Here is a 20,980-nt window from a genome sequence, read left to right as displayed (position 1 = left end):
TAAAATGGACTAGAAAAAATTTTGTTTATATTGGATAGAATAGTCTTTTTTTAAACTGTTTAAATTGTCTAATGCCAATTTTGCGTATTCTGTGTGTTGTTGTTTTAATTCGTTTTCCATTTGAGTAATCGCTTGTTGTAAAGAATCTTCATATTTCATCTCTTCTACATTAAAATCTCTCAATTGTGAACGTGTTGCATAACGTTTTTCATAATGGCTTAAAGCACGTCTTTCATGAAAAAAAACACCTTCAGTTTCACCAGGATGATGTAAATCTCCTTGTTTAGGATGTTTAATGACTTGTTCAATTTGTACTAAAACTTGATGATCACTATCTTCTTTAATCGTTACACCATAAGTACCTGTTTTATGAGAGAATCGATATAACATGCTATATTACTTCCTTTCAAATATGTTAATATGTATCTATATCATCATAACATGAATGGAGAATTTAAATGACTAACTATCCACAGTTAAATAAAGAAATACAAGATAATGAAATTAAAGTAATTATGCATACAAATAAAGGAGATATGACATTTAAGCTGTTTCCTGAGATTGCTCCAAAAACAGTTGAAAATTTTGTGACACATGCAAAAAATGGATATTATGACGGCATTACATTCCATCGTGTCATTAATGATTTTATGATTCAAGGTGGAGACCCTACTGCTACTGGTATGGGAGGAGAAAGTATTTATGGAGGTTCATTTGAGGATGAGTTTTCATTAGAAGCATTTAATTTATATGGTGCACTTTCAATGGCAAATGCTGGTCCAAATACAAATGGTTCACAATTTTTTGTTGTTCAAATGAAAGAAGTACCAGATACAATGCTTAATCAGCTTGTTGATGGCGGTTGGCCTGAACCAATTGCTAAAGCTTATGCAGAAAAAGGTGGAACACCTTGGTTAGATCAAAAACATACTGTGTTTGGTCAATTAATTGACGGTGAAACTACATTAGAAGATATTGCAAATACTAAAGTAGGGGCACAAGATAAGCCTGTACATGATGTGGTTATTGAATCTATTGATGTAGAAGATAAAAAAGCTTAATTCATCAAAGAAATATCATTAAATAAAAAAAGGTGAGCGTAAACTGTTTTAAATAAGACATTTACGCTCATCTTTTTATATTAAAAACGAACTTTTTAATGTAAATTTATGAAGAAGAAATATAAATTTCTAAAGAAATTAATTTTTTATTAGTTTATCGTTAGTCCAAGTATGGGATTTATGCTATTATTAATATGTTAAGAAAAACGAAATAAGGGGTTATCAAGTTGAATACTCACTATAAAGAAGGTCAGCATATTAAAGTGCGTGTGACTGGAATTCAACCGTATGGCGCTTTTGTTGAGACCCCTGACCATACTGAAGGACTTATCCATATTTCAGAGATTATGGATGATTATGTCCATAATCTAAAAAAATTTCTATCAGAAGGTCAAATTGTAAAAGCTAAAATCCTTTCTATAGACGATGAAGGAAAGCTTAATTTGTCACTTAAAGATAATGATTACTTTAAGAATTATGAACGAAAAAAAGAAAAACAGTCTGTATTAGATGAAATTAAAGAGACAGAAAAGTATGGGTTTCAAACGCTTGAAGAACGCCTACCGGTCTGGATTAAGCAGTCTAAACGTGCAATTCGTAATAATAATTGAATGACTGTCAACACGCTAAAACGTTACTTTTTTAAGTAACGTTTTTTATTATGTCAATATATTGCTAAATTTAAAAAGATGGTTAATGCATATAAGCATAAAAGTAGAGACATAAAAATGTTCATGTTATAGTTTGAAAATAATAAAACTAAAAGATTTAGAAAGGAATTACTTATGAATAATAAATATAAAAAATTATTTGAAACTGTTACATTACCCAACGGTGTATCATTAAGAAATCGCTTTGTACTTGCACCTTTAACACATACATCATCAAATGATGATGGTACTATTTCAGATGTCGAAATTTCTTACATTGAGAAACGTGCCAAAGATGTAGGTCTTGCAATTAATGCTGCAAGTAATGTAAATGATATTGGTAAAGCCTTCCCAGGCCAACCATCTGTCGCACACGATTCAGATATCGAAGGTTTAAAACGCTTAGCGACAGCAATGAAGAAAAATGGCGCAAAAGCATTAGTACAAATTCATCATGGTGGTGCACAAGCTTTACCTGAATTGACTCCTAATGGAGATGTTGTGGCACCAAGCCCCGTTTCAATGAAAAGTTTTGGTCAACAACAGGAACATCATGCAAGAGAAATCACTACTGAAGAAATCGAACAAACAATTAAAGATTTCGGTGAAGCTACACGTTGCGCCATTGAAGCTGGATTTGACGGCGTAGAAATACATGGAGCGAACCATTACTTAATTCATCAATTCTTCTCTCCATACTATAATCGTCGTGAAGATGAATGGGGAGACCATTTAAAATTCCCACTTGCAGTGATTGATGAAGTATTAAAAGTTAAAGAAACTTATGCAAATAAAGATTTTATTGTAGGTTATAGATTATCACCAGAAGAAGCAGAATCACCTGGTATTTCAATGGAACACACAGAAAAATTAATTAAAACAATTACAAAAAAAGCGATTGATTATGTTCATATTTCAATTATGGATATTCATTCACAAACACGTGAGGGTAAATATGAAGGAGAAGAACGTCTAAAACTTATCCATCAATGGGTAGATGGACGTATGCCAGTCATTGGTATAGGTTCTGTATTTACTGCTGATGATGCTTTAGATGCAGTAGAATCGACAGGCATTGAACTCGTAGCATTAGGTCGTGGAATTCTTCTAGATTATAACTTTATCCATAAAATTGAAGAGGGTAAAGAAGAGGAAATTATCTCATACTTTGATCCAAATCGTGAAGATAAACATGCGTTACCACCAAATTTATGGGAACAATTTAATAAAGGATTTTATCCGTTACCTCGTAAAGATAAATAATTAATAAAATATGAAATAGTATGGTAGTGAGACAGAACTCATAATGAATTTTGTCCACTACCTTTTTTTATTAAGAAAAAAAGGTTTATATTAAAATTTTAGCTAATAGAAATAATTTACTTGTAAAATGATAAGAGGATATGTCATTATCTTTGTAAGGGCTTTCATAAATGGATTTAGAGAGACTTTAATGTTTTAAAATAGAATTGCGAAAGCCAGTAAATATAGTGATTAGTTTTAATATAACAATAAGCAAAGGGGAGATATTATGACTAAATCTGAAAAAATTATTGAACTAACAAACCATTACGGTGCTCATAACTATGTGCCGCTACCAATTGTTGTTTCAAAAGCAGAGGGGATTTGGGTTACTGATCCAGAAGGTAATAAATATATAGATATGTTATCAGCATATTCAGCAGTTAACCAAGGTCATCGTCATCCAAAAATTATTCAAGCATTAAAACATCAAGCAGATAAAGTGACACTTGTCTCTCGTGCTTTTCATAGTGATAACTTAGGGGAATGGTACGAAAAAATTTGTAAATTAGCTGGTAAAGATAAAGCACTACCAATGAATACAGGTGCTGAAGCAGTTGAAACAGCCTTAAAAGCTGCACGTCGTTGGGCCTATGATGTTAAAGGTATTGAACCAAATCAAGCTGAGATTATTGCATTTAATGGGAACTTCCATGGTCGTACAATGGCCCCTGTGTCTTTATCATCTGAAGCTGAATATCAACGTGGATATGGTCCTTTATTAGATGGTTTTCGTAAAGTTGACTTTGGCAATGAAACACAATTAAAAGAAGCAATTAATAAAAACACAGCAGCTGTTTTAGTTGAACCTATTCAAGGCGAAGCAGGCATTAATATTCCTCCAGAAGGTTATTTGAAAACCATTAGAGATTTATGTAATGAACATAATATTTTGTTTATCGCCGATGAAATTCAAGCTGGATTAGGACGATCTGGAAAATTATTTGCATGTGATTGGGATAATGTTAAACCGGATGTATATATTTTGGGTAAAGCGCTTGGTGGAGGCGTCTTACCAATTTCAGTTGTATTAGCAGATAACGAGGTGCTTGATGTATTTACACCTGGTTCTCATGGTTCTACTTTTGGTGGCAATCCGCTTGCTTGTGCAGTGTCAATTGCGGCTTTAGATGTCATTATCGATGAAAATTTACCAGAACATTCAAATGAACTAGGTGAATATTTTAAATCAGAATTACAAAAGATTAATCACCCTGCAATTAAAGAAGTTCGTGGACGCGGGTTATTCATTGGTGTGGAATTACACGAAAGTGCAAGACCATTTTGTGAAGCATTGAAAGAAAAAGGTTTATTATGTAAAGAAACCTATGATACAGTAATTCGTTTTGCACCACCTTTGGTTATTACTAAAGAAGAATTAGATGAAGCATTAAATCGAATTAGAAGTGTATTTAAGTAAATAGATATGACGTAATATGGCATGATTTAATTTCTTTAAAAAGTATAGGCGTGTTACAATACTTATGAAAGCGAAAACATTTGTGAAAAAAAGAGGCGAAAGTGATTATGACTGAGAATAATAATTTAGTGACTTCTACACAAAGCATCATTAAAGAAGCATTGCATAAATTGGGATTTGATGATGGTATGTATGATTTAATTAAAGAACCATTAAGATTCTTGCAAGTGCGTATTCCAGTACGTATGGACGATGGTACAGTTAAAACATTTACTGGGTATCGTGCACAACATAATGACGCTGTAGGTCCTACTAAAGGTGGCGTTCGTTTCCATCCTGATGTAGATGAAGAAGAAGTCAAAGCTTTATCGATGTGGATGACTTTAAAATGTGGCATTGTCAACTTACCTTATGGTGGAGGTAAAGGTGGTATTGTATGTGATCCACGTCAAATGAGTATTCATGAAGTAGAACGTTTATCACGAGGATATGTACGTGCAATTTCTCAATTTGTAGGACCAACTAAAGATATTCCTGCTCCAGATGTGTTTACAAATTCTCAAATTATGGCTTGGATGATGGATGAATATAGTGCTTTAGATAAGTTTAATTCTCCAGGTTTTATTACTGGTAAGCCAATTGTCTTAGGTGGCTCACAAGGACGTGATCGTTCTACTGCTCTTGGCGTAGTGATTGCTATTGAACAAGCTGCTAAGCGTAGAGGAAAAGAAATTAAAGGGTCACGTATTGTGATTCAAGGCTTTGGGAACGCTGGAAGTTTCTTAGCTAAATTTTTAAATGATATGGGTGCTAAAGTAGTTGGTATTTCAGACGCATATGGTGCATTACATGATCCTAATGGCTTAGATATCGATTACTTACTAGATCGTCGTGATAGCTTTGGTACTGTAACTAACTTATTTGAAGATACAATTTCAAATAAAGAATTATTCGAACTTGATTGTGATATTTTAGTACCGGCTGCAATTTCAAATCAAATCACAGAAGATAATGCACACGATATTAAAGCTGATATTGTTGTAGAAGCGGCAAATGGACCAACCACTCCAGAAGCTACACGTATTTTAACTGAACGTGGCGTTTTACTCGTACCCGATGTATTAGCAAGTGCAGGTGGCGTGACAGTATCTTATTTTGAATGGGTACAAAACAACCAAGGTTATTACTGGTCAGAAGATGAAGTCAATGAAAAATTACGGGAAAAATTAATCGAGGCTTTTGATACTATTTATGAATTAGCTCAGAATAGAAAAATTGATATGAGATTGGCAGCTTATATTGTAGGAATTAAACGTACCGCTGAAGCAGCACGCTATCGTGGATGGGCGTAAATATAACTATTAAAAATGAACCTCCCAATAATGAGAAATATATACTCGTTATTGGGAGGTTTTTTATAGAGTGATTTAATTAATAAAATTACTCGTTTGGGATAGTAGCTTTATATTTATCAGCAAAATTTGTAAATAGACCGTCAACACCATATTGATTTAAACGTTGCATATCTGTAGTTTTATCTACTGTATAAGGATGAATTAGGAAACCTAAATCTTTTAAATGCTTAGTGTTTTCAGCGTTTAAACTAGTATAATCTGGGCCGACACCTATGGCATATGAGAGAATATGTTGTAAATCTGCTTCACTTTGTTGTTGCAATTCATTTTTATCAAGTAATCGAATCAATGGTACTCGTGAATCTAATTGATGCATTTTTTGTAAACTTTCTTCTGAGAAAGACTGAATTAATATATGTCCATGATTTAAAGAGTTACCAGTTAACATGTGATGTTTTTTTAATGTTTCAAGTAGTTGTTCTTCCATACCTGGATATACATTAGGATTTTTAGTTTCAATATAATAATTAGCCTTTGTACCGTATCGAGATAAAATTTCATCTAGAGTAGGGACTTTAGCATTTTTATATTCTGGTTTCGCATATTCAGGGTGAGCATTGTTAAACCATGACCCAGCATCTAGTTGTTTAAGTTGTGCGAGTGTATAGTCTTCGACACGACCTGTACCGTTTGTTGTACGATCAACGGTTTCGTCATGCATTGCTACAAGTTGTCCATCTTTCGTACGTTGTAAGTCTAATTCAATATACGACGCCCCTAACTCATTATGACTTTTATCATATGCATGAAACGTATGTTCCGGCGCATAGCCACTTGCACCTCTATGAGCGATAGTCGTAAAACGTTCGCCAGTTAAGTTGGTCATCCAATTCGAATGATCTTGATTACGATGTTTACTAATCGCTACTGACGTATATTTATTTTGTGATTGATTAAACTGTTGATGTTCTGCAGCGGAATTAGAAGTAGTGCTATAGTTGTTATGATTATTATTTGCTTCTACTGGATTATGTAATGTTACTAAACCGATAGTGGCTATTGCTAAACTAGATATCATTGCTTTTTTAGAAACCTTCAAAAAATTCATCCTCTCAGTTCAATTTAAAAATACATTAAAACTTTAGCAAAGAGAAGAAATTTTTAGAATAATTTTTTCAAAATTTTAGCAAAACTATTAATTTATTAACAATAAATATAGAGAAAGTTAAAATAATTAAATTAAATTTAACTAAAAAATGAGTCTTGCCAATTTACTTTATATTTATATGTAATTTTACATTGAAATACTTAAAAAAATAAGGCACTTTCGTATAATTTAATAAACATCACTAAACTAAATTAACGAAGTGCCTTATGTATAAAGATTCTAACATGACTTAACTTACTCTACGAAAGGAAACTTCAGTACTTATTCTTACAAGTGATGTGATCTTCACAAAATCAAAAACTTTCTTATAAAACGATTAAGCGATTTAGAGTTAATCCTCAAGTAGATGCTTTATTAGAATCTTTATTTATTCGATTCATAGTCATTTAATAATAGTATTCATTATTGTTTTAAAATATTTTCTGCAACGTTCAATTGATGACGCACAGCATCTTGGCCTGTAGAACCATAACTTTTTCTTCTATTTAAACAATTTTCTGGTTTTAAGTAATCATATACATCTTCTTCGATTTTATCATTTAATTCTTGATAACGTTCAAATGGTACATCTAATAAATAGATGCCTTGTTGAATACATTCAAAGACAATTTTTCCTACAATTTCATGTGCTGTTCTAAACGGTACATTTTTATCTACTAAATAATCTGCAAGTTCTGTTGCGTTAGAGAAATCTTGATGCACTGTTTCATTTAAACGATTTGTATTAACCGTTAACGTATTAAGCATGCCCTCAAAAATACGTAAAGAACCTTTCATCGTACGAACAGAATCAAATAAACCTTCTTTATCCTCTTGTAAGTCTTTATTATATGCAAGAGGCAAGCCTTTCAATGTGACAAGCATACTCATTAAATGTCCTGTCGTACGTCCAACTTTACCACGAATGAGTTCAGCCATATCTGGATTTTTCTTTTGAGGCATAATAGATGAACCAGTAGAAAATGCATCAGATAGTGTAATAAATTTCGCTTCATCCGTAGACCAAAAAATAATTTCTTCTGCAAAACGTGATAGGTGAGTCATTGTTAATGATATATTATGCAATGTTTCAATAATGTAATCACGATCACTCACTGCATCAAGACTATTTTCATAAATATATTCAAAACCAAGTAATTCTTGAGTTTCATGTCTATCGATAGGATGTGTAGTGCCACTCAATGCTGCAGCGCCAAGAGGAGATATATCAATACGTTTTAAACTATCTGCAAAACGTGTATAGTCTCTTTCCAACATCCAAAAATATGTCATGATGTGATGAGCGAAAGAAATAGGTTGAGCACGTTGTAAGTGCGTATAACCTGGCATAATCGTTTCTACGTGAGATTTTGCTAGAGTTAAAATAGACTCTTGGAATGAACGAATAAGTGCTTGAATCTCAATGACCTGTTTTTTTACATAGAGATGTAAGTCTGTTGCTACTTGATCATTTCTGCTACGACCTGTGTGTAACTTGCCACCTGGATCTCCAATGCGTTGTATCAGTTCATGTTCAATATTTAAATGTATATCTTCTAAAGCATGTTTAAATTCAATATTATGGTTATGAAAATCTGCCTGTATATCTTTCAAACCTTTTACGATAGCATTTTTTTCTTCTTCAGAAATAATGTTTTGGTGTGCAAGCATTGTTGCATGTGCAATACTACCTTGAATATCCTCATCTAAAAGCGTTTGGTCAAAGTCAATAGAAGCATTAAACGCATCTACCCATTCTTCAGGTTGTTGTTGAAAACGACCTCCCCATGCTTTATTACTCATTACTATAACCTCCATGTAAATAAGCATTTACTTGTGTTGGCAGTCCATAAATATCAATAAAGCCGACTGCAGCTGATTGATCAAAAGCATCTTCTTTAGTATAAGTTGCTAACTTTTCATCATAAAGTGTATAAGGCGATTTTCTACCATTAACAATAGCATTACCTTTAAATAATTTAACTCTAACATCTCCTTCAACATAGTGTTGAGTGCTATCGATGAATTGCTTTAGACTGTCTGTTAAAGGTGAGAACCATAAACCATTATATGTTTGTTCAGCAAATTGTTTTTCAATGACTGGTTTAAAATGCGCCACATCTTTAGTTAATGTTAATGTTTCTAAAGCTTTATGAGCTTTTAATATCACTTCAGCACCTGGTGTTTCATATACTTCACGTGATTTTATACCAACTAAACGATTCTCTACGTGATCGATACGTCCGATACCATGTTTACCAGCTACATCATTTAATGTTAGAATTAGCTGATCTAAATCATAGTCTTTATGGTTAAGTTGAACAGGAACACCATTTTTAAATGATAAGATAATTTCATCTGGTGTATTTGGTGTATCCTCTAATTCAGCAGTTAAATCATATGCATCTTTCGGTGGAGCAGCATAGGGATCTTCTAAAATACCACATTCATTTGCACGACCCCATAAATTTTGATCGATTGAATAAGGTGAATCATGATTAATACTTACAGGAATACCATGTTTGATTGCATAGTCGATTTCTTCTTCACGACTCCAGCCCCACTCTCTAACAGGAGCAAATGTTTTCAAATTAGGGTTAAGTGCTTTAATTGCTACTTCAAAACGTACTTGATCATTACCTTTACCAGTACAACCATGTGCAATACCGATTGACTTTGTTTGTTCAGCAATTTCTACTAATTTCTTCGCTATTAAGGGTCTTGAAAGCGCAGATACTAAAGGATAACTATTTTCATACATTAAATTTCCTTTTATTGCATAACTTACATAATCTTCACTAAATTCCTTAGTTGCATCAATAACATGACATTCGACGGCGCCCATGTCTAATGCTTTAGAATAAACAACATCTAAATCTTTACCTTCGCCAACATCTAAACATACTGCCACTACGTCATACCCTTTATCTATAAGCCATTTAACAGCTACACTAGTATCTAATCCACCTGAATAAGCTAAAACAATTTTATCTTTCATATTGTCACCTCAAAATTTTCTGAAAATTAATATAATTCTATACTAACAGATTGTTTTTGAAAATAAAACCATTTTTTTACATATTTATACAAAATAAAGATAATTTGAATATCATTAATCATCTATTGTTATTTCTATATTTATTGAATATTACTACAACTAAGGAGTTTATTGCTGTTTCGATTGTGTATTCATTACAAGGTAAGGTAATTCAATGATTCTAAAAAAAACAGACTATTTTTTGAATAATTGAACTTGTTCATTGAATAGATAACTTAAAGTTAGTAAAATGAAACTAATTCATAAACATTGGAGGATTTATAAATGACTCATATTCAATTAGATTATGGAAAAACGTTAGAATTTTTTGGTCAACATGAACTTGATCAACAAAAAGATATTGTAAAAACAATTCATAAAACGATTCATGAAGGTACAGGTGCTGGAAGCGACTTTTTAGGTTGGGTAAATTTACCTGAAGATTATGATAAAGAAGAGTTTTCTAGAATTCAAAAAGCAGCAAAACATATTCAATCGAATTCAGATGTATTGGTAGTTATCGGAATTGGCGGTTCATATTTAGGTGCACGTGCTGCAATTGAAATGCTTACTTCATCTTTCCGTAACAGTACAGAATATCCTGAGATTGTATTTGTAGGAAATCACTTATCTTCAAGTTATACACAAGAATTAGTGAATTACTTGTCTGATAAAGACTTTTCAGTAAATGTTATTTCTAAATCAGGAACAACGACTGAGCCTGCTGTAGCATTTAGATTGTTTAAACAATTAGTTGAAGAAAAATATGGTAAAGACGAAGCAAAAAAACGTATTTTTGCTACAACTGATAAAGCAAAAGGTGCATTGAAACAATTAGCAGATAATGAAAGTTATGAAACATTTGTTGTACCTGATGATGTAGGTGGTCGTTATTCAGTATTAACTGCAGTAGGATTATTACCAATTGCAACTGCAGGTATTGATATTGAAGCAATTATGAATGGGGCAAATAAAGCTCGTAAAGAACTATCATCTGAAAATTTAGAAGAGAATATTGCATATCAATATGCAACAATTCGAAATGTTCTTTATAGTAAAGGTTATACAACTGAAATGTTAATTAACTACGAACCATCTATGCAGTACTTTAATGAATGGTGGAAACAGTTATACGGTGAATCTGAAGGTAAAGACTTTAAAGGTATTTATCCTTCAAGCGCAAACTATACTACTGATTTACATTCATTAGGTCAGTACGTTCAAGAAGGACGCCGTTTCTTATTTGAAACTGTTGTAAAAGTAAATCAACCTAAACATGATATTACAATTGAAAAAGATGATGACGATTTAGATGGCTTAAATTATTTAGCTGGAAAAACAATCGATGAAGTTAATACAAAAGCATTTGAAGGTACGTTATTAGCTCATACTGATGGTGGCGTTCCTAATATCGTTGTGAATATCCCACGTTTAGATGAAGAAACATTCGGTTATGTTGTTTACTTCTTTGAATTAGCTTGTGCGATGAGTGGCTATCAATTAGGTGTTAATCCATTTAACCAACCTGGTGTAGAAGCTTATAAACAAAATATGTTTGCTTTACTTGGTAAACCAGGTTATGAAGATAAGAAAAAAGAATTAGAAGAACGTTTATAATATCAACATAAATTTAAATAAAATGATAGTTTAAAGCCTAGGACATGATGAGCTGTCTTAGGCGTTTTTTATATATTGGCAGTCAATGACTCAATTGAATATATACTTATATCAATCTTTTTCAACATACTAGACTTTCATAAAAAGAAGTTTTTGTTTAACGTAATATGGGGTCAAGAGAAGGAAACTGAATTCGTTTTGAATTCAGTCTCACTCTCTTTTAAATGATTAATATGACTAATGTTAAATCTGTTATCTAGTACTTGTGACTGATTTCTTATTGAATTAATAGTTTTTTTAAGAAAAGAGTGTAAAATAATTTTATACTCAATAGAGAATGATGAAATTTCAAGAAAGGATTTGATGATATAGTGTTTCATCAAATTGAACATTGGTTTAATGTGTTACAACAATTAGGATACTTTGCAGGTTTTATTATTCTCTATTTAAGAGCTATGATTCCTGTTTTTCCTTTAACTCTATATGTCATCTTAAATGTTCATGCTTATGGTTTTATTACAGGAACCATTATTAGTTGGTTAGGGATCGTCGCTGGGACATTTACTGTATTTTATTTTTTTAGGAAATTCGTTGATGCATCTTTTATGCAAAGAGTTAAAGCAAAAAAAGGTGTGAAAAAACTTACACATTTTATAGATAAACAAGGACTTGTTCCTATTTTTATATTAATGTGTTTTCCATTTACACCTAATACAGTAGTAAACTTTGTAGCTAGTTTTTCTCATATTAAAATGAAGAATTATTTTATTATTTTATTATTTTCAAAGTTTATTTCCATCTCATTTTTAGCAGTGATGGGTAGAGAAGTGACTACATTTTTAACCCATCCTATAAGAGCAATTATTTTAATTATTGTTACTATAGTCATATGGTTTATTGGAAAAAGAGTTGAAAAACATTTTATGGGAACACATGAGGAGTGACATTTTGCGTCGAATTATAAGTACGAGTATCTCCATTATTTTAGCAATTATTTTTGTGATATTTATCCAAAATTTTTTACTAAGAAGTGCAATTGTTCATACTAATGAGATGGCCCCCACTCTAAATAAAAATGATTATATAATGATTAATAAATTGAAAGTGACATTTAATTTATTAAATGAAGGCGATATTATTATGTATCGTCATCATGATCAAATTCATTTTAGCCGTATTATTGGGAAAGCAGGCGAATCGGTAGAAATAAGGCATGGTAAATTATATAAAGATGATAGACAAGTGAATAAATATTATGCTAAAAATAGAGATATTAATGATTTCGCATTACGAGATTTAGAAAATACTGATGGGGATATTATTCCACCTGACTCATTTTTAGTGTTGAATGATAATAGTAATACATTAACTGATTCGAGAAAATATGGATTAATTAAAAAAAGTGATGTTATAGGAAATGTATATCTAAGGTATTATCCTTTTAGATCATTCAACTATGAGTTTAATAAATAGATGAGGTGTTATATTTGAAAAAAGAAATAACAGAATGGATTGTTGCGATAGCTGTAGGCTTATTGCTTGTATGGCTTGTAGTCACTTTTGTTGCCAAATCCTATACAATAAAAGGCGACTCTATGGATCCAACATTAAAAGATGGACAACATGTAATGGTTAACATTTTAGGTTATAAGGTAGGAAACATAAAAAAAGGAAATGTTATTGTTTTCCATGCTAATAAATCTGATGACTATGTTAAAAGAGTGATAGGCGTACCAGGAGATAGTGTGACATATAAAAAAGATCAGCTATATGTTAATGGAAAAAAAGTAAATGAGCCTTACTTAGACTATAATGAAAAACATAAACAAGGAGAGTACATTACAGGATCTTTTGAAACTAAGGATCTTCTTAATGCTCATCCTAAGTCTAACGTTATTCCTAAAAATAAATACTTAGTGCTAGGAGATAATCGTGAAGTTAGTAAAGATAGTAGAGCGTTTGGATTAATAGATAAACAACAAATCGTCGGTAAAGTATCATTTAGATTTTGGCCACTAAATGATTTTAAATTTAATTTTAATCCAGATAAGTAGGATATCAATTTAAAAATGAAAGTAGAATGTCAATTCAGGTGAATTCACATTCTACTTTTATTTTATCTACTTTACTTTTTAAGAACGTATGTTCCGTGGTAAAATGAGTTTAAAGGAGTGTGTAGATAATGGAATTAAATACATATCTTGGAAGAGCTGGTACCGGTAAATCGTATCATATGATTAAAAATATTAAACAACAAATGAAAGAAAATCCTCTTGGAGATCCTATCATTTTGATTGCACCTACCCAAAGTACGTTTCAATTGGAGCAATCTTTCGTAAATGATCGAGAGTTAAACGGGAGTTTAAGAACGGAAGTTTTACATTTTGAACGTTTGAGCTATAGAATCTTTCAAGAACTCGGAGGATTAACTGAAACACGTTTAACTAAAGCAGCTATTGAAATGATGATATTCAATATCGTTCAACAACACAAATCAGAAATGAAATTATATCAATCTCAAGCAGATTATTATGGTTTTAGTGAAAAATTAAGTGAACAAATCCAAGATTTTAAGAAATATTCTGTAACACCTCATCAACTTGATTCATTTTTAGAAGATAATGAATTACAAACAAGAACCCGACATAAACTAGAAGATATTTCGCTTATTTATCATTATTTTGAAGAACGATTAAATGGAGAATTTATTACCGCTGAAGACAGTCTTAATTATTTTATTGAAATAATGCACAAATCTGAGTGGATTAAGCATGCTGATATTTATATAGATGGATTTTATAACTTTTCAACACTTGAATATCAAATTATTAAAGCATTAGTACAAAATGCTAAACAAGTTACTATATTATTAACTACAGATGGTAATGAAGATCACTTTAGTATGTTTAGAAAACCTTCTGACGTACTTATTCACTTAAAAGAAATTGCAAATGAATTACATATACCTTTAAATGAACATTATTTTACAACACCATATCGTTTCAAAAATAAAGATTTATTACAATTAGAACAACAATTTGACGCACTTCAAGTTAATCCAACTCAATCACATGGTTATATTGATTTACTTGAGTCATCGAATATGAGAGAAGAAGTTAATGAAATAGCACGACGTATTATTAAAGATACACGTGATAAACACTTTAGATATCAAGATATTGCAATTTTATATAGAGATGAAACATATGCTTATCTATTTGAATCTATTTTGCCACAATACGATATTCCTTATAATATTGATACTAAAAAATCGATGACACATCATCCTATAATGGAAATGATACGTTCTTTATTAGAAGTTATCCAAAGTAATATGGGGCTTAGTCCAATGATGAGACTATTTAAAACCAATATTTTATCTCATCAATTTAAAAATAGTAGTTACTTAATTGATCTATTAGAAAACTTTGTCATTGAACGAGGTATTTACGGTAAAAAATGGTTAGATGATAAATTGTTTAATATCGATAATTTTACAAAAATGGGACGTAAAGCGCATCAATTAACTGAAGAAGAAAAAGAAGCATTTGAAGACGTCGTACGCTTAAAGGATGATGTTGTAAATAAAATACTTCGTTTTGAACAAGCCATGCTTCACTCTAAAAATGTTAGAGATTATGCAACTGCATTTTATGAAACAATGGAAGCTTTTGATTTACCTAAATATTTAATGGCTCACCGTGATGAACTAGATTTAAAAGGGGACCATGAGAAAGCAGAAGAAATTGACCAATTATGGAATGGATTAATACAAATACTAGATGATTTAGTCACAGTATTTGAAGAAGAAGAAATGAGTTTAAATCGATTCTTAGAAGTATTTGACATTGGACTTGAACAACTCGAATTTGTAATGATTCCTCAAACATTGGATCAAGTGAGCATAGGGACTATGGATTTAGCAAAAGTTGATAATAAAAAACATGTTTATATGGTTGGGATGAATGATGGAGTGATGCCACAGTCCATGTCATCTTCAAGTTTAATCACTGATGAAGAAAAACGTTTGTTAGAGGAACAGGGAAGTGTTGAATTAAGTCCAACCTCTGATATCTTACAAATGGATGAAGCATTTGTATGCTACATTGCTATGACACGTGCATGTGAACAAATGACTTTTTCATATAGTCTTATGGGGATGCAAGGAGATGAAAAAGAGAAAAGTCCATTTTTAAATCAGATTCAAGCATTGTTCAGTAATTTGGATATCCAAAATATTCATTATCTGCATCATGCTTATCCTCTTACATTAATGGAACATCCACATCAAACTAAAATTCATTTATTTGAAGCATTGAAATCGTGGTTGGAAGAAGAAGCGGTAGCAGATACGTGGCTTGATGCTTATAAAGTTATAAGTGAAAATGAAGAATTAAATGACAGTATAAACTATTTATCAACAGCATTAACATATGATAATGAAACCATTCAACTCACACCACAATTGTCAGAAGCATTATATGGAACGTCTATTAATGCTAGTGTTTCACGATTTGAAGGTTATAATGATTGCCCGTTCCAACATTATGCTACTTACGGTCTTCGTTTAAATGAACGTACCAAATATCAACTTGAAAGTTTTGATTTAGGTAATATTTTTCATAATGCTTTAAAATATATTTCGGATAAAGTAAACGGAGAATTTAGTCAACTGGATAATCAGAAAATCCATGCACTTACAGAAGAAGCTCTACAACATGTTTTACCACAAGTGCAATTTAATTTAATGGATTCCAATGCATATTATCGTTATGTATCTAAACGTATAGGTGTCATTGTTGAAAGTACTTTAAAGGCACTTCGTTATCAAAATGAGAATACAAAATTTAGACCAAAACGTTTTGAAACTGCTTTTAGAAAGAAACCAAGAACTGAAGAAGAATTGATTGCACATCCCTTAATGACGACACAAGGGATTCCGATTCATATTCGTGGACAAATTGATCGTATCGATACTTATACAAAAAATAATACAAGTTTTGTAAATATTATTGATTATAAATCATCTAATCATAGCGCCAATTTAAATTTGAAAAAAGTTTATTATGGTAAACAGATGCAAATGATGACGTATATGAATATCGTATTACAAAATTCAGAGCGACTTGGTTTAAGTTCAGAGGTTAAACCAGGTGGATTGTTATATTTCCACATTCATGATGAACGTTTAAAATTTGAAAAATGGGGCGATTTAACTGAAGAGGCATTAAATAAGAAAAATATTCATCAAGCTATTCTAAAAGAATATAAATTAAAAGGATTAATCAATAGTGATGCTGAAGTTATCGATGCTATGGATATAAGACTTAACGAGATATCTAAATCAGATATTGTACCTGTGACATTGAAAAAAGATGGAAGTATTAGTGCACGGGGAAGCCAAGTTGCTGATGAAACAACGATTCATAAATTTATTCAACACAATAAAAATAATTTTATTGAGACTGCTTCAAATATTATGGATGGTCATACAGAAGTAGCTCCACTTAAATTTGAAGACAAATTACCATGTGAATTTTGTAGTTTCCAGTCAGTATGTCACGTAGATAGCCTTATTGATAGTAAACATTATCGCCATGTAGATGAATCGATTAATCCAATTCAAGCAATTCAAGAGGTCGAATTAGAAAGCGGTGAGGACAATGAATAATATTCCGATAAAACCTAAAGACGCACAATGGACGGATGCACAATGGAACAGTATATATGCAAAAGGACAAGATGTACTAGTTGCAGCAGCTGCTGGCTCAGGAAAAACAGCTGTTCTAGTTGAACGTATTATTCAAAAAATCTTAAGAGATGAAGTAGATGTTGATAAATTACTTGTAGTAACATTTACGAACTTAAGTGCTAGAGAGATGAAACATCGTGTAGAACAACGTATTCAACAAGCTTCATTAGAGGATCCTAAGAATGAACACTTAAAAAGTCAACGTATAAAAATACATCAAGCTCAAATTTCTACACTGCATAGTTTTTGTTTAAAGGTGATTCAACAACATTATGATGTTATCCAACTAGACCCTAATTTTAGAACGATTAGTGAAGTAGAAAACGTACTTTTATTGGAGCAATCAATTGATGAAGTACTAGAACATCATTATGAAAATCCTGATATTGAATTTTTGACTTTAGTCGAACAACTATCAAATGATAGAAATGACGATGGATTTAGAGAAATTTTAAAGCGATTTTATTATTTTAGTATAGCTAATCCTTCACCATTTAAATGGTTAGATTCATTAGTTGATCCTTACGAGAATGATGAGAAGCAACAAGACTACCTTAAAGAATTAAAAATACTTGCAGAAATATATATGAAAGCAGCATTTGACTCACTTCTTGAAGCAGAAAATCTTTTATCCTATTGTAATGCTGTTGAAAAACATTTAGAAGTTGTCCAAAGAGAGAAAATGATATGTCAAAGCATATTAGAAGATGGTGTTTTGAATAGAGATGCACTTCTTAATCATACACCTGAAAAATTTCCACAAATGTCATCAAAAATAAAAAAAGAAAATGAAGATTTAGAGACACTTGAAGATATTAAATCTTTCTATAAAGAATATAATGAAACCATTCAAGATGTAAAAAATAAATATTTAATGCGGTCAGTAGATGAACTTAAAGACGATATGAAACAGTTAGCGCCTCGGATAAAATATTTAGTTCAAATCATTAAAGATATCATTAATGATTTTGCTAAGAAAAAACGTAGTAGAAATGTACTAGATTTTGCAGATTATGAACATTTTGCTTTACAAATATTAACAGATGAAAACGGGATGCCTTCTACTATCGCTAAAGATTATCGTCATCAATTTGAAGAAATACTTATTGATGAATATCAAGATACCAATCAGGTACAAGAGGCAATTATATCTACTATCAAACGTGGTGATGAATTAGATGGCAACTTATTTATGGTGGGAGACGTAAAGCAATCTATTTATAAGTTTAGGCAAGCGGATCCTACATTGTTTATGAGTAAATATCATCGATTCACTAAAGAAGGGCAACAAACGGGACTTCGAATTGACTTATCTAATAACTTCCGCTCAAGAAAGGAAGTACTTTCAACGACTAATTATCTTTTTGATCATATGATGGATGAAGCGGTTGGAGAAATTAATTATGATGCCGATGCGCGTTTATATTTCGGCGCTCATTATTATCCAGAAAAACCAATGCCGCTCGAATTACATGCGCTGATTAAATCTGAAAATGAGGACACAGACTTAGATAGACAGGAACAAGAAGCATATTATGTAGTTGAACAAGTAAAGCATATCCTTGACAATAAACTCGTTTACGATGCGAAAAACAATGCCTATCGTAAAGCAACTTATAAAGATATTGTTATTTTAGAACGTGGAATGAGTAATGCTAGACGTTTGCAAAAAGTATTTAAAGATAATAATATTCCGTTCCATGTTAATAGTAAGGAAGGTTATTTTGAACAAACGGAAGTACGACTAGTACTATCGTTTCTTAGAACGATTGATAACCCATTGCAAGATATTTATCTAGTTGGGTTAATGCGCTCTGTTATTTATCAATTTACTGAAGATGAACTTGCTGAAATTCGAGTAGTCAGTTCAAATGATGATTACTTTTATCAATCAATTTTACACTATATAAAATATGATCAAGCTAACACACAATTAGTTGATAAATTACGTCGTTTTATTGAAGATATACATTTATATCAAGATTATGGGCAAACACATCCTGTGTATCAGTTAATTGATAAGTTCTATAATGATCATTATGTCATTCAATATTTTAGCGGACTGATTGGTGGTAAAGGCAGACGTGCTAATCTTTTTGGATTGTTTAATAAAGCAATAGAATTTGAAAACTCTACGTTTAGAGGACTTTATCAATTTATAAGATTTATCGATGAATTGATAGAGCGTAAAAAAGATTTTGGTGAAGAAAATGTGATAGGACCTAATGATAATGTAGTTCGAATGATGACAATTCATAGCAGTAAAGGTTTAGAGTTTCCATATGTTATTTATTCTGGTCTTTCTAAGAATTTTAATAAAGAAGATATTCGGAAACCTTTAGTATTAAATCAAAAATATGGTTTAGGAATGGAGTACTATGATTTAACAGATAATATTTCTTATCCATCACTTTCATCTGTAGTTGTTAAATCGTTAACAGAAAAAGAATTAATTTCTGAAGAGATGCGTTTAATGTATGTGGCATTAACTCGTGCAAAAGAACAGCTCATTCTAATCGGAACGGTAGATAAAGAAGAAAAGTTAAGAAAGTATGAACGTTTGCCTATTTCAAATCAACTCATTGCACTTCATAAAAGATTATCAGTAGAACGACCTTTTAATCTGGTATATAGTATTTTAGCGAAACACTTATCTCAATCTATCACATCCGATTATCAATTTGAGACATCTATCAATCAATTAGATGACAGTTTGAAACCATATGTAGATTTGAAAATCATTCATTTTGATGAATTATCTTTAATAAGTGATTCAAATGAGACATTACATCGAACTATCAATGATATTGAAGAAGAGGCTCCGAATAATAAAGAAAACGAACAACAAATGATTCATCAATTAACGTTTAAGTATCCATTTATAAAAAATACTCAAAAGCCATCAAAACAATCTGTATCTGAATTAAAACGTCAATTAGAAACTAAAGAAGATGGAACAAGTTACGATAGAGTAAGACAATATCGCATTGGTGCTTATACTTATGAACGTCCTAAATTCTTAAGACAAGAAAGAAAACGTAAAGCTAATGAAATTGGTACATTGATGCATACCGTTATGCAGCATCTTCCATTTAGAGAACAACGATTAACTGAAATAGAGTTAGATGACTATATTCATATGTTAATTGATCAACACATTATTGAAGAAGACGCTAAAAAAGATATCCAATTTGAAAGAATTATGGAATTTATTCGTAGTGACTTATATATGAAAATTGCACAAGCTGATGAAGTATACAGAGAGCTACCATTTGTAGTTAATCAAGCACGTGTAGATGAAATACCAGATTTAGATGAAGATGTCTCCATTATCCAAGGTATGATTGATTTGATTTTTATTAAAGATAATCAATATTATTTTGTAGATTACAAAACAGATGCTTTTAATCGAAGAAGAGGGCTGACGGATCAAGAGATTGGAATACAATTACGTGATAAGTATAAAATTCAAATGAAATATTACAAAAACACCTTAGAAACAATACTAAATAAAAGAGTGAACGGCTATTTATATTTCTTCCAATTCGGTGAGATGAGCATTGAAGATGCTTTATAATATCAATCTTATTTTAGAAAAGATGCGTCAAATTTCTAAAATTTCAGACATATATATTTGTT

The 20,980-nt window shown here is 31.3% G+C and carries 14 protein-coding genes and 1 pseudogene; 11 read left to right on the top strand and 4 right to left on the bottom strand.

From position 1 onward, the window contains the following. Positions 1-9 precede the first annotated feature (9 nt). Positions 10-390, bottom strand: a complete 381-nt coding sequence (gene kapB / locus MHI13_RS08895) for a sporulation phosphorelay system protein KapB (RefSeq protein ID WP_019835064.1) — start codon at positions 388-390, stop codon at positions 10-12. Between the two features lie 68 nt (positions 391-458). Here kapB and MHI13_RS08890 point away from each other — a divergent pair, with 68 nt between their 5' ends. The 5 genes from MHI13_RS08890 to MHI13_RS08870 all read left to right on the top strand — a co-directional run bounded on the left by MHI13_RS08890 (position 459) and on the right by MHI13_RS08870 (position 5,785). Continuing rightward, a complete protein-coding gene (locus tag MHI13_RS08890) occupies positions 459-1,061 on the top strand; it encodes a peptidylprolyl isomerase (RefSeq protein ID WP_017175849.1) in 603 nt (200 codons plus the stop codon). A 227-nt stretch (positions 1,062-1,288) separates the two neighbouring features. Beyond that, on the top strand, positions 1,289-1,672 hold the full coding sequence (gene ygs / locus MHI13_RS08885) for a S1 domain-containing post-transcriptional regulator Ygs (protein ID WP_002455545.1): 384 nt from the start codon (positions 1,289-1,291) through the stop codon (positions 1,670-1,672). Positions 1,673-1,846: 174 nt separating this feature from the next. Further along, positions 1,847-2,974: an NADH-dependent flavin oxidoreductase gene (locus MHI13_RS08880; protein WP_070548400.1), complete on the top strand. Its 1,128-nt coding sequence runs from the start codon at positions 1,847-1,849 to the stop codon at positions 2,972-2,974. 268 nt (positions 2,975-3,242) lie between these two features. Beyond that, entirely contained in the window at positions 3,243-4,433 is a 1,191-nt protein-coding gene (locus tag MHI13_RS08875; protein WP_049382054.1) for an ornithine--oxo-acid transaminase, read from the top strand. A 107-nt stretch (positions 4,434-4,540) separates the two neighbouring features. Beyond that, on the top strand, positions 4,541-5,785 hold the full coding sequence (locus MHI13_RS08870) for a Glu/Leu/Phe/Val family dehydrogenase (RefSeq protein WP_017175846.1): 1,245 nt from the start codon (positions 4,541-4,543) through the stop codon (positions 5,783-5,785). Between the two features lie 88 nt (positions 5,786-5,873). Here MHI13_RS08870 and MHI13_RS08865 read toward each other — a convergent pair. The 3 genes and pseudogenes from MHI13_RS08865 to MHI13_RS08855 form a co-directional block, all read right to left on the bottom strand. Next, positions 5,874-6,677 (bottom strand): annotated as a pseudogene (locus MHI13_RS08865) (glycerophosphodiester phosphodiesterase); the annotation flags it as partial. A gap of 681 nt (positions 6,678-7,358) precedes the next feature. After that, entirely contained in the window at positions 7,359-8,738 is a 1,380-nt protein-coding gene (gene argH, locus MHI13_RS08860; protein WP_002455540.1) for an argininosuccinate lyase, read from the bottom strand. After that, positions 8,731-9,933, bottom strand: coding sequence for an argininosuccinate synthase (locus MHI13_RS08855; RefSeq protein WP_070548398.1), 1,203 nt, complete (start codon positions 9,931-9,933; stop codon positions 8,731-8,733). Before MHI13_RS08855 ends, argH begins: the two co-directional genes overlap by 8 nt. A gap of 324 nt (positions 9,934-10,257) precedes the next feature. Between MHI13_RS08855 and MHI13_RS08850 the strand changes: the two genes are divergently transcribed. From MHI13_RS08850 to addA, 6 genes are all read left to right on the top strand, one after another. Then, a complete protein-coding gene (locus MHI13_RS08850) occupies positions 10,258-11,589 on the top strand; it encodes a glucose-6-phosphate isomerase (protein WP_017175842.1) in 1,332 nt (443 codons plus the stop codon). A 368-nt stretch (positions 11,590-11,957) separates the two neighbouring features. Further along, positions 11,958-12,533 (top strand): TVP38/TMEM64 family protein, encoded by a 576-nt coding sequence (locus MHI13_RS08845; RefSeq protein ID WP_025987168.1) that lies wholly within the window; start codon positions 11,958-11,960, stop codon positions 12,531-12,533. 4 nt (positions 12,534-12,537) lie between these two features. Further along, positions 12,538-13,062 (top strand): signal peptidase I, encoded by a 525-nt coding sequence (lepB, locus tag MHI13_RS08840; protein ID WP_049382051.1) that lies wholly within the window; start codon positions 12,538-12,540, stop codon positions 13,060-13,062. A gap of 14 nt (positions 13,063-13,076) precedes the next feature. Next, positions 13,077-13,643 (top strand): signal peptidase I, encoded by a 567-nt coding sequence (gene lepB / locus MHI13_RS08835; RefSeq protein WP_017175839.1) that lies wholly within the window; start codon positions 13,077-13,079, stop codon positions 13,641-13,643. Between the two features lie 128 nt (positions 13,644-13,771). Beyond that, positions 13,772-17,260, top strand: coding sequence for a helicase-exonuclease AddAB subunit AddB (gene addB / locus MHI13_RS08830; protein WP_070548395.1), 3,489 nt, complete (start codon positions 13,772-13,774; stop codon positions 17,258-17,260). Then, complete coding sequence (addA, locus tag MHI13_RS08825; RefSeq protein WP_049379474.1) at positions 17,253-20,918, top strand: helicase-exonuclease AddAB subunit AddA; 3,666 nt, start codon at positions 17,253-17,255, stop codon at positions 20,916-20,918. The genes addB and addA overlap by 8 nt, the downstream gene beginning before the upstream one ends. Positions 20,919-20,980: the final 62 nt, after the last annotated feature.

The organism is Staphylococcus sp. FSL K6-0223 (genome assembly GCF_038008285.1).
This window is presented reverse-complemented; position numbering and strand designations above follow the sequence as displayed.

Coding starts and splice junctions, on each gene's coding strand:
- kapB (WP_019835064.1), bottom strand. CDS start 390: ATGTTATATCGATTCTCTCATAAAACAGGTACTTATGGTGTAACGATT.
- MHI13_RS08890 (WP_017175849.1), top strand. CDS start 459: ATGACTAACTATCCACAGTTAAATAAAGAAATACAAGATAATGAAATT.
- MHI13_RS08880 (WP_070548400.1), top strand. CDS start 1,847: ATGAATAATAAATATAAAAAATTATTTGAAACTGTTACATTACCCAAC.
- MHI13_RS08875 (WP_049382054.1), top strand. CDS start 3,243: ATGACTAAATCTGAAAAAATTATTGAACTAACAAACCATTACGGTGCT.
- MHI13_RS08870 (WP_017175846.1), top strand. CDS start 4,541: ATGACTGAGAATAATAATTTAGTGACTTCTACACAAAGCATCATTAAA.
- argH (WP_002455540.1), bottom strand. CDS start 8,738: ATGAGTAATAAAGCATGGGGAGGTCGTTTTCAACAACAACCTGAAGAA.
- MHI13_RS08855 (WP_070548398.1), bottom strand. CDS start 9,933: ATGAAAGATAAAATTGTTTTAGCTTATTCAGGTGGATTAGATACTAGT.
- MHI13_RS08850 (WP_017175842.1), top strand. CDS start 10,258: ATGACTCATATTCAATTAGATTATGGAAAAACGTTAGAATTTTTTGGT.
- addB (WP_070548395.1), top strand. CDS start 13,772: ATGGAATTAAATACATATCTTGGAAGAGCTGGTACCGGTAAATCGTAT.
- addA (WP_049379474.1), top strand. CDS start 17,253: ATGAATAATATTCCGATAAAACCTAAAGACGCACAATGGACGGATGCA.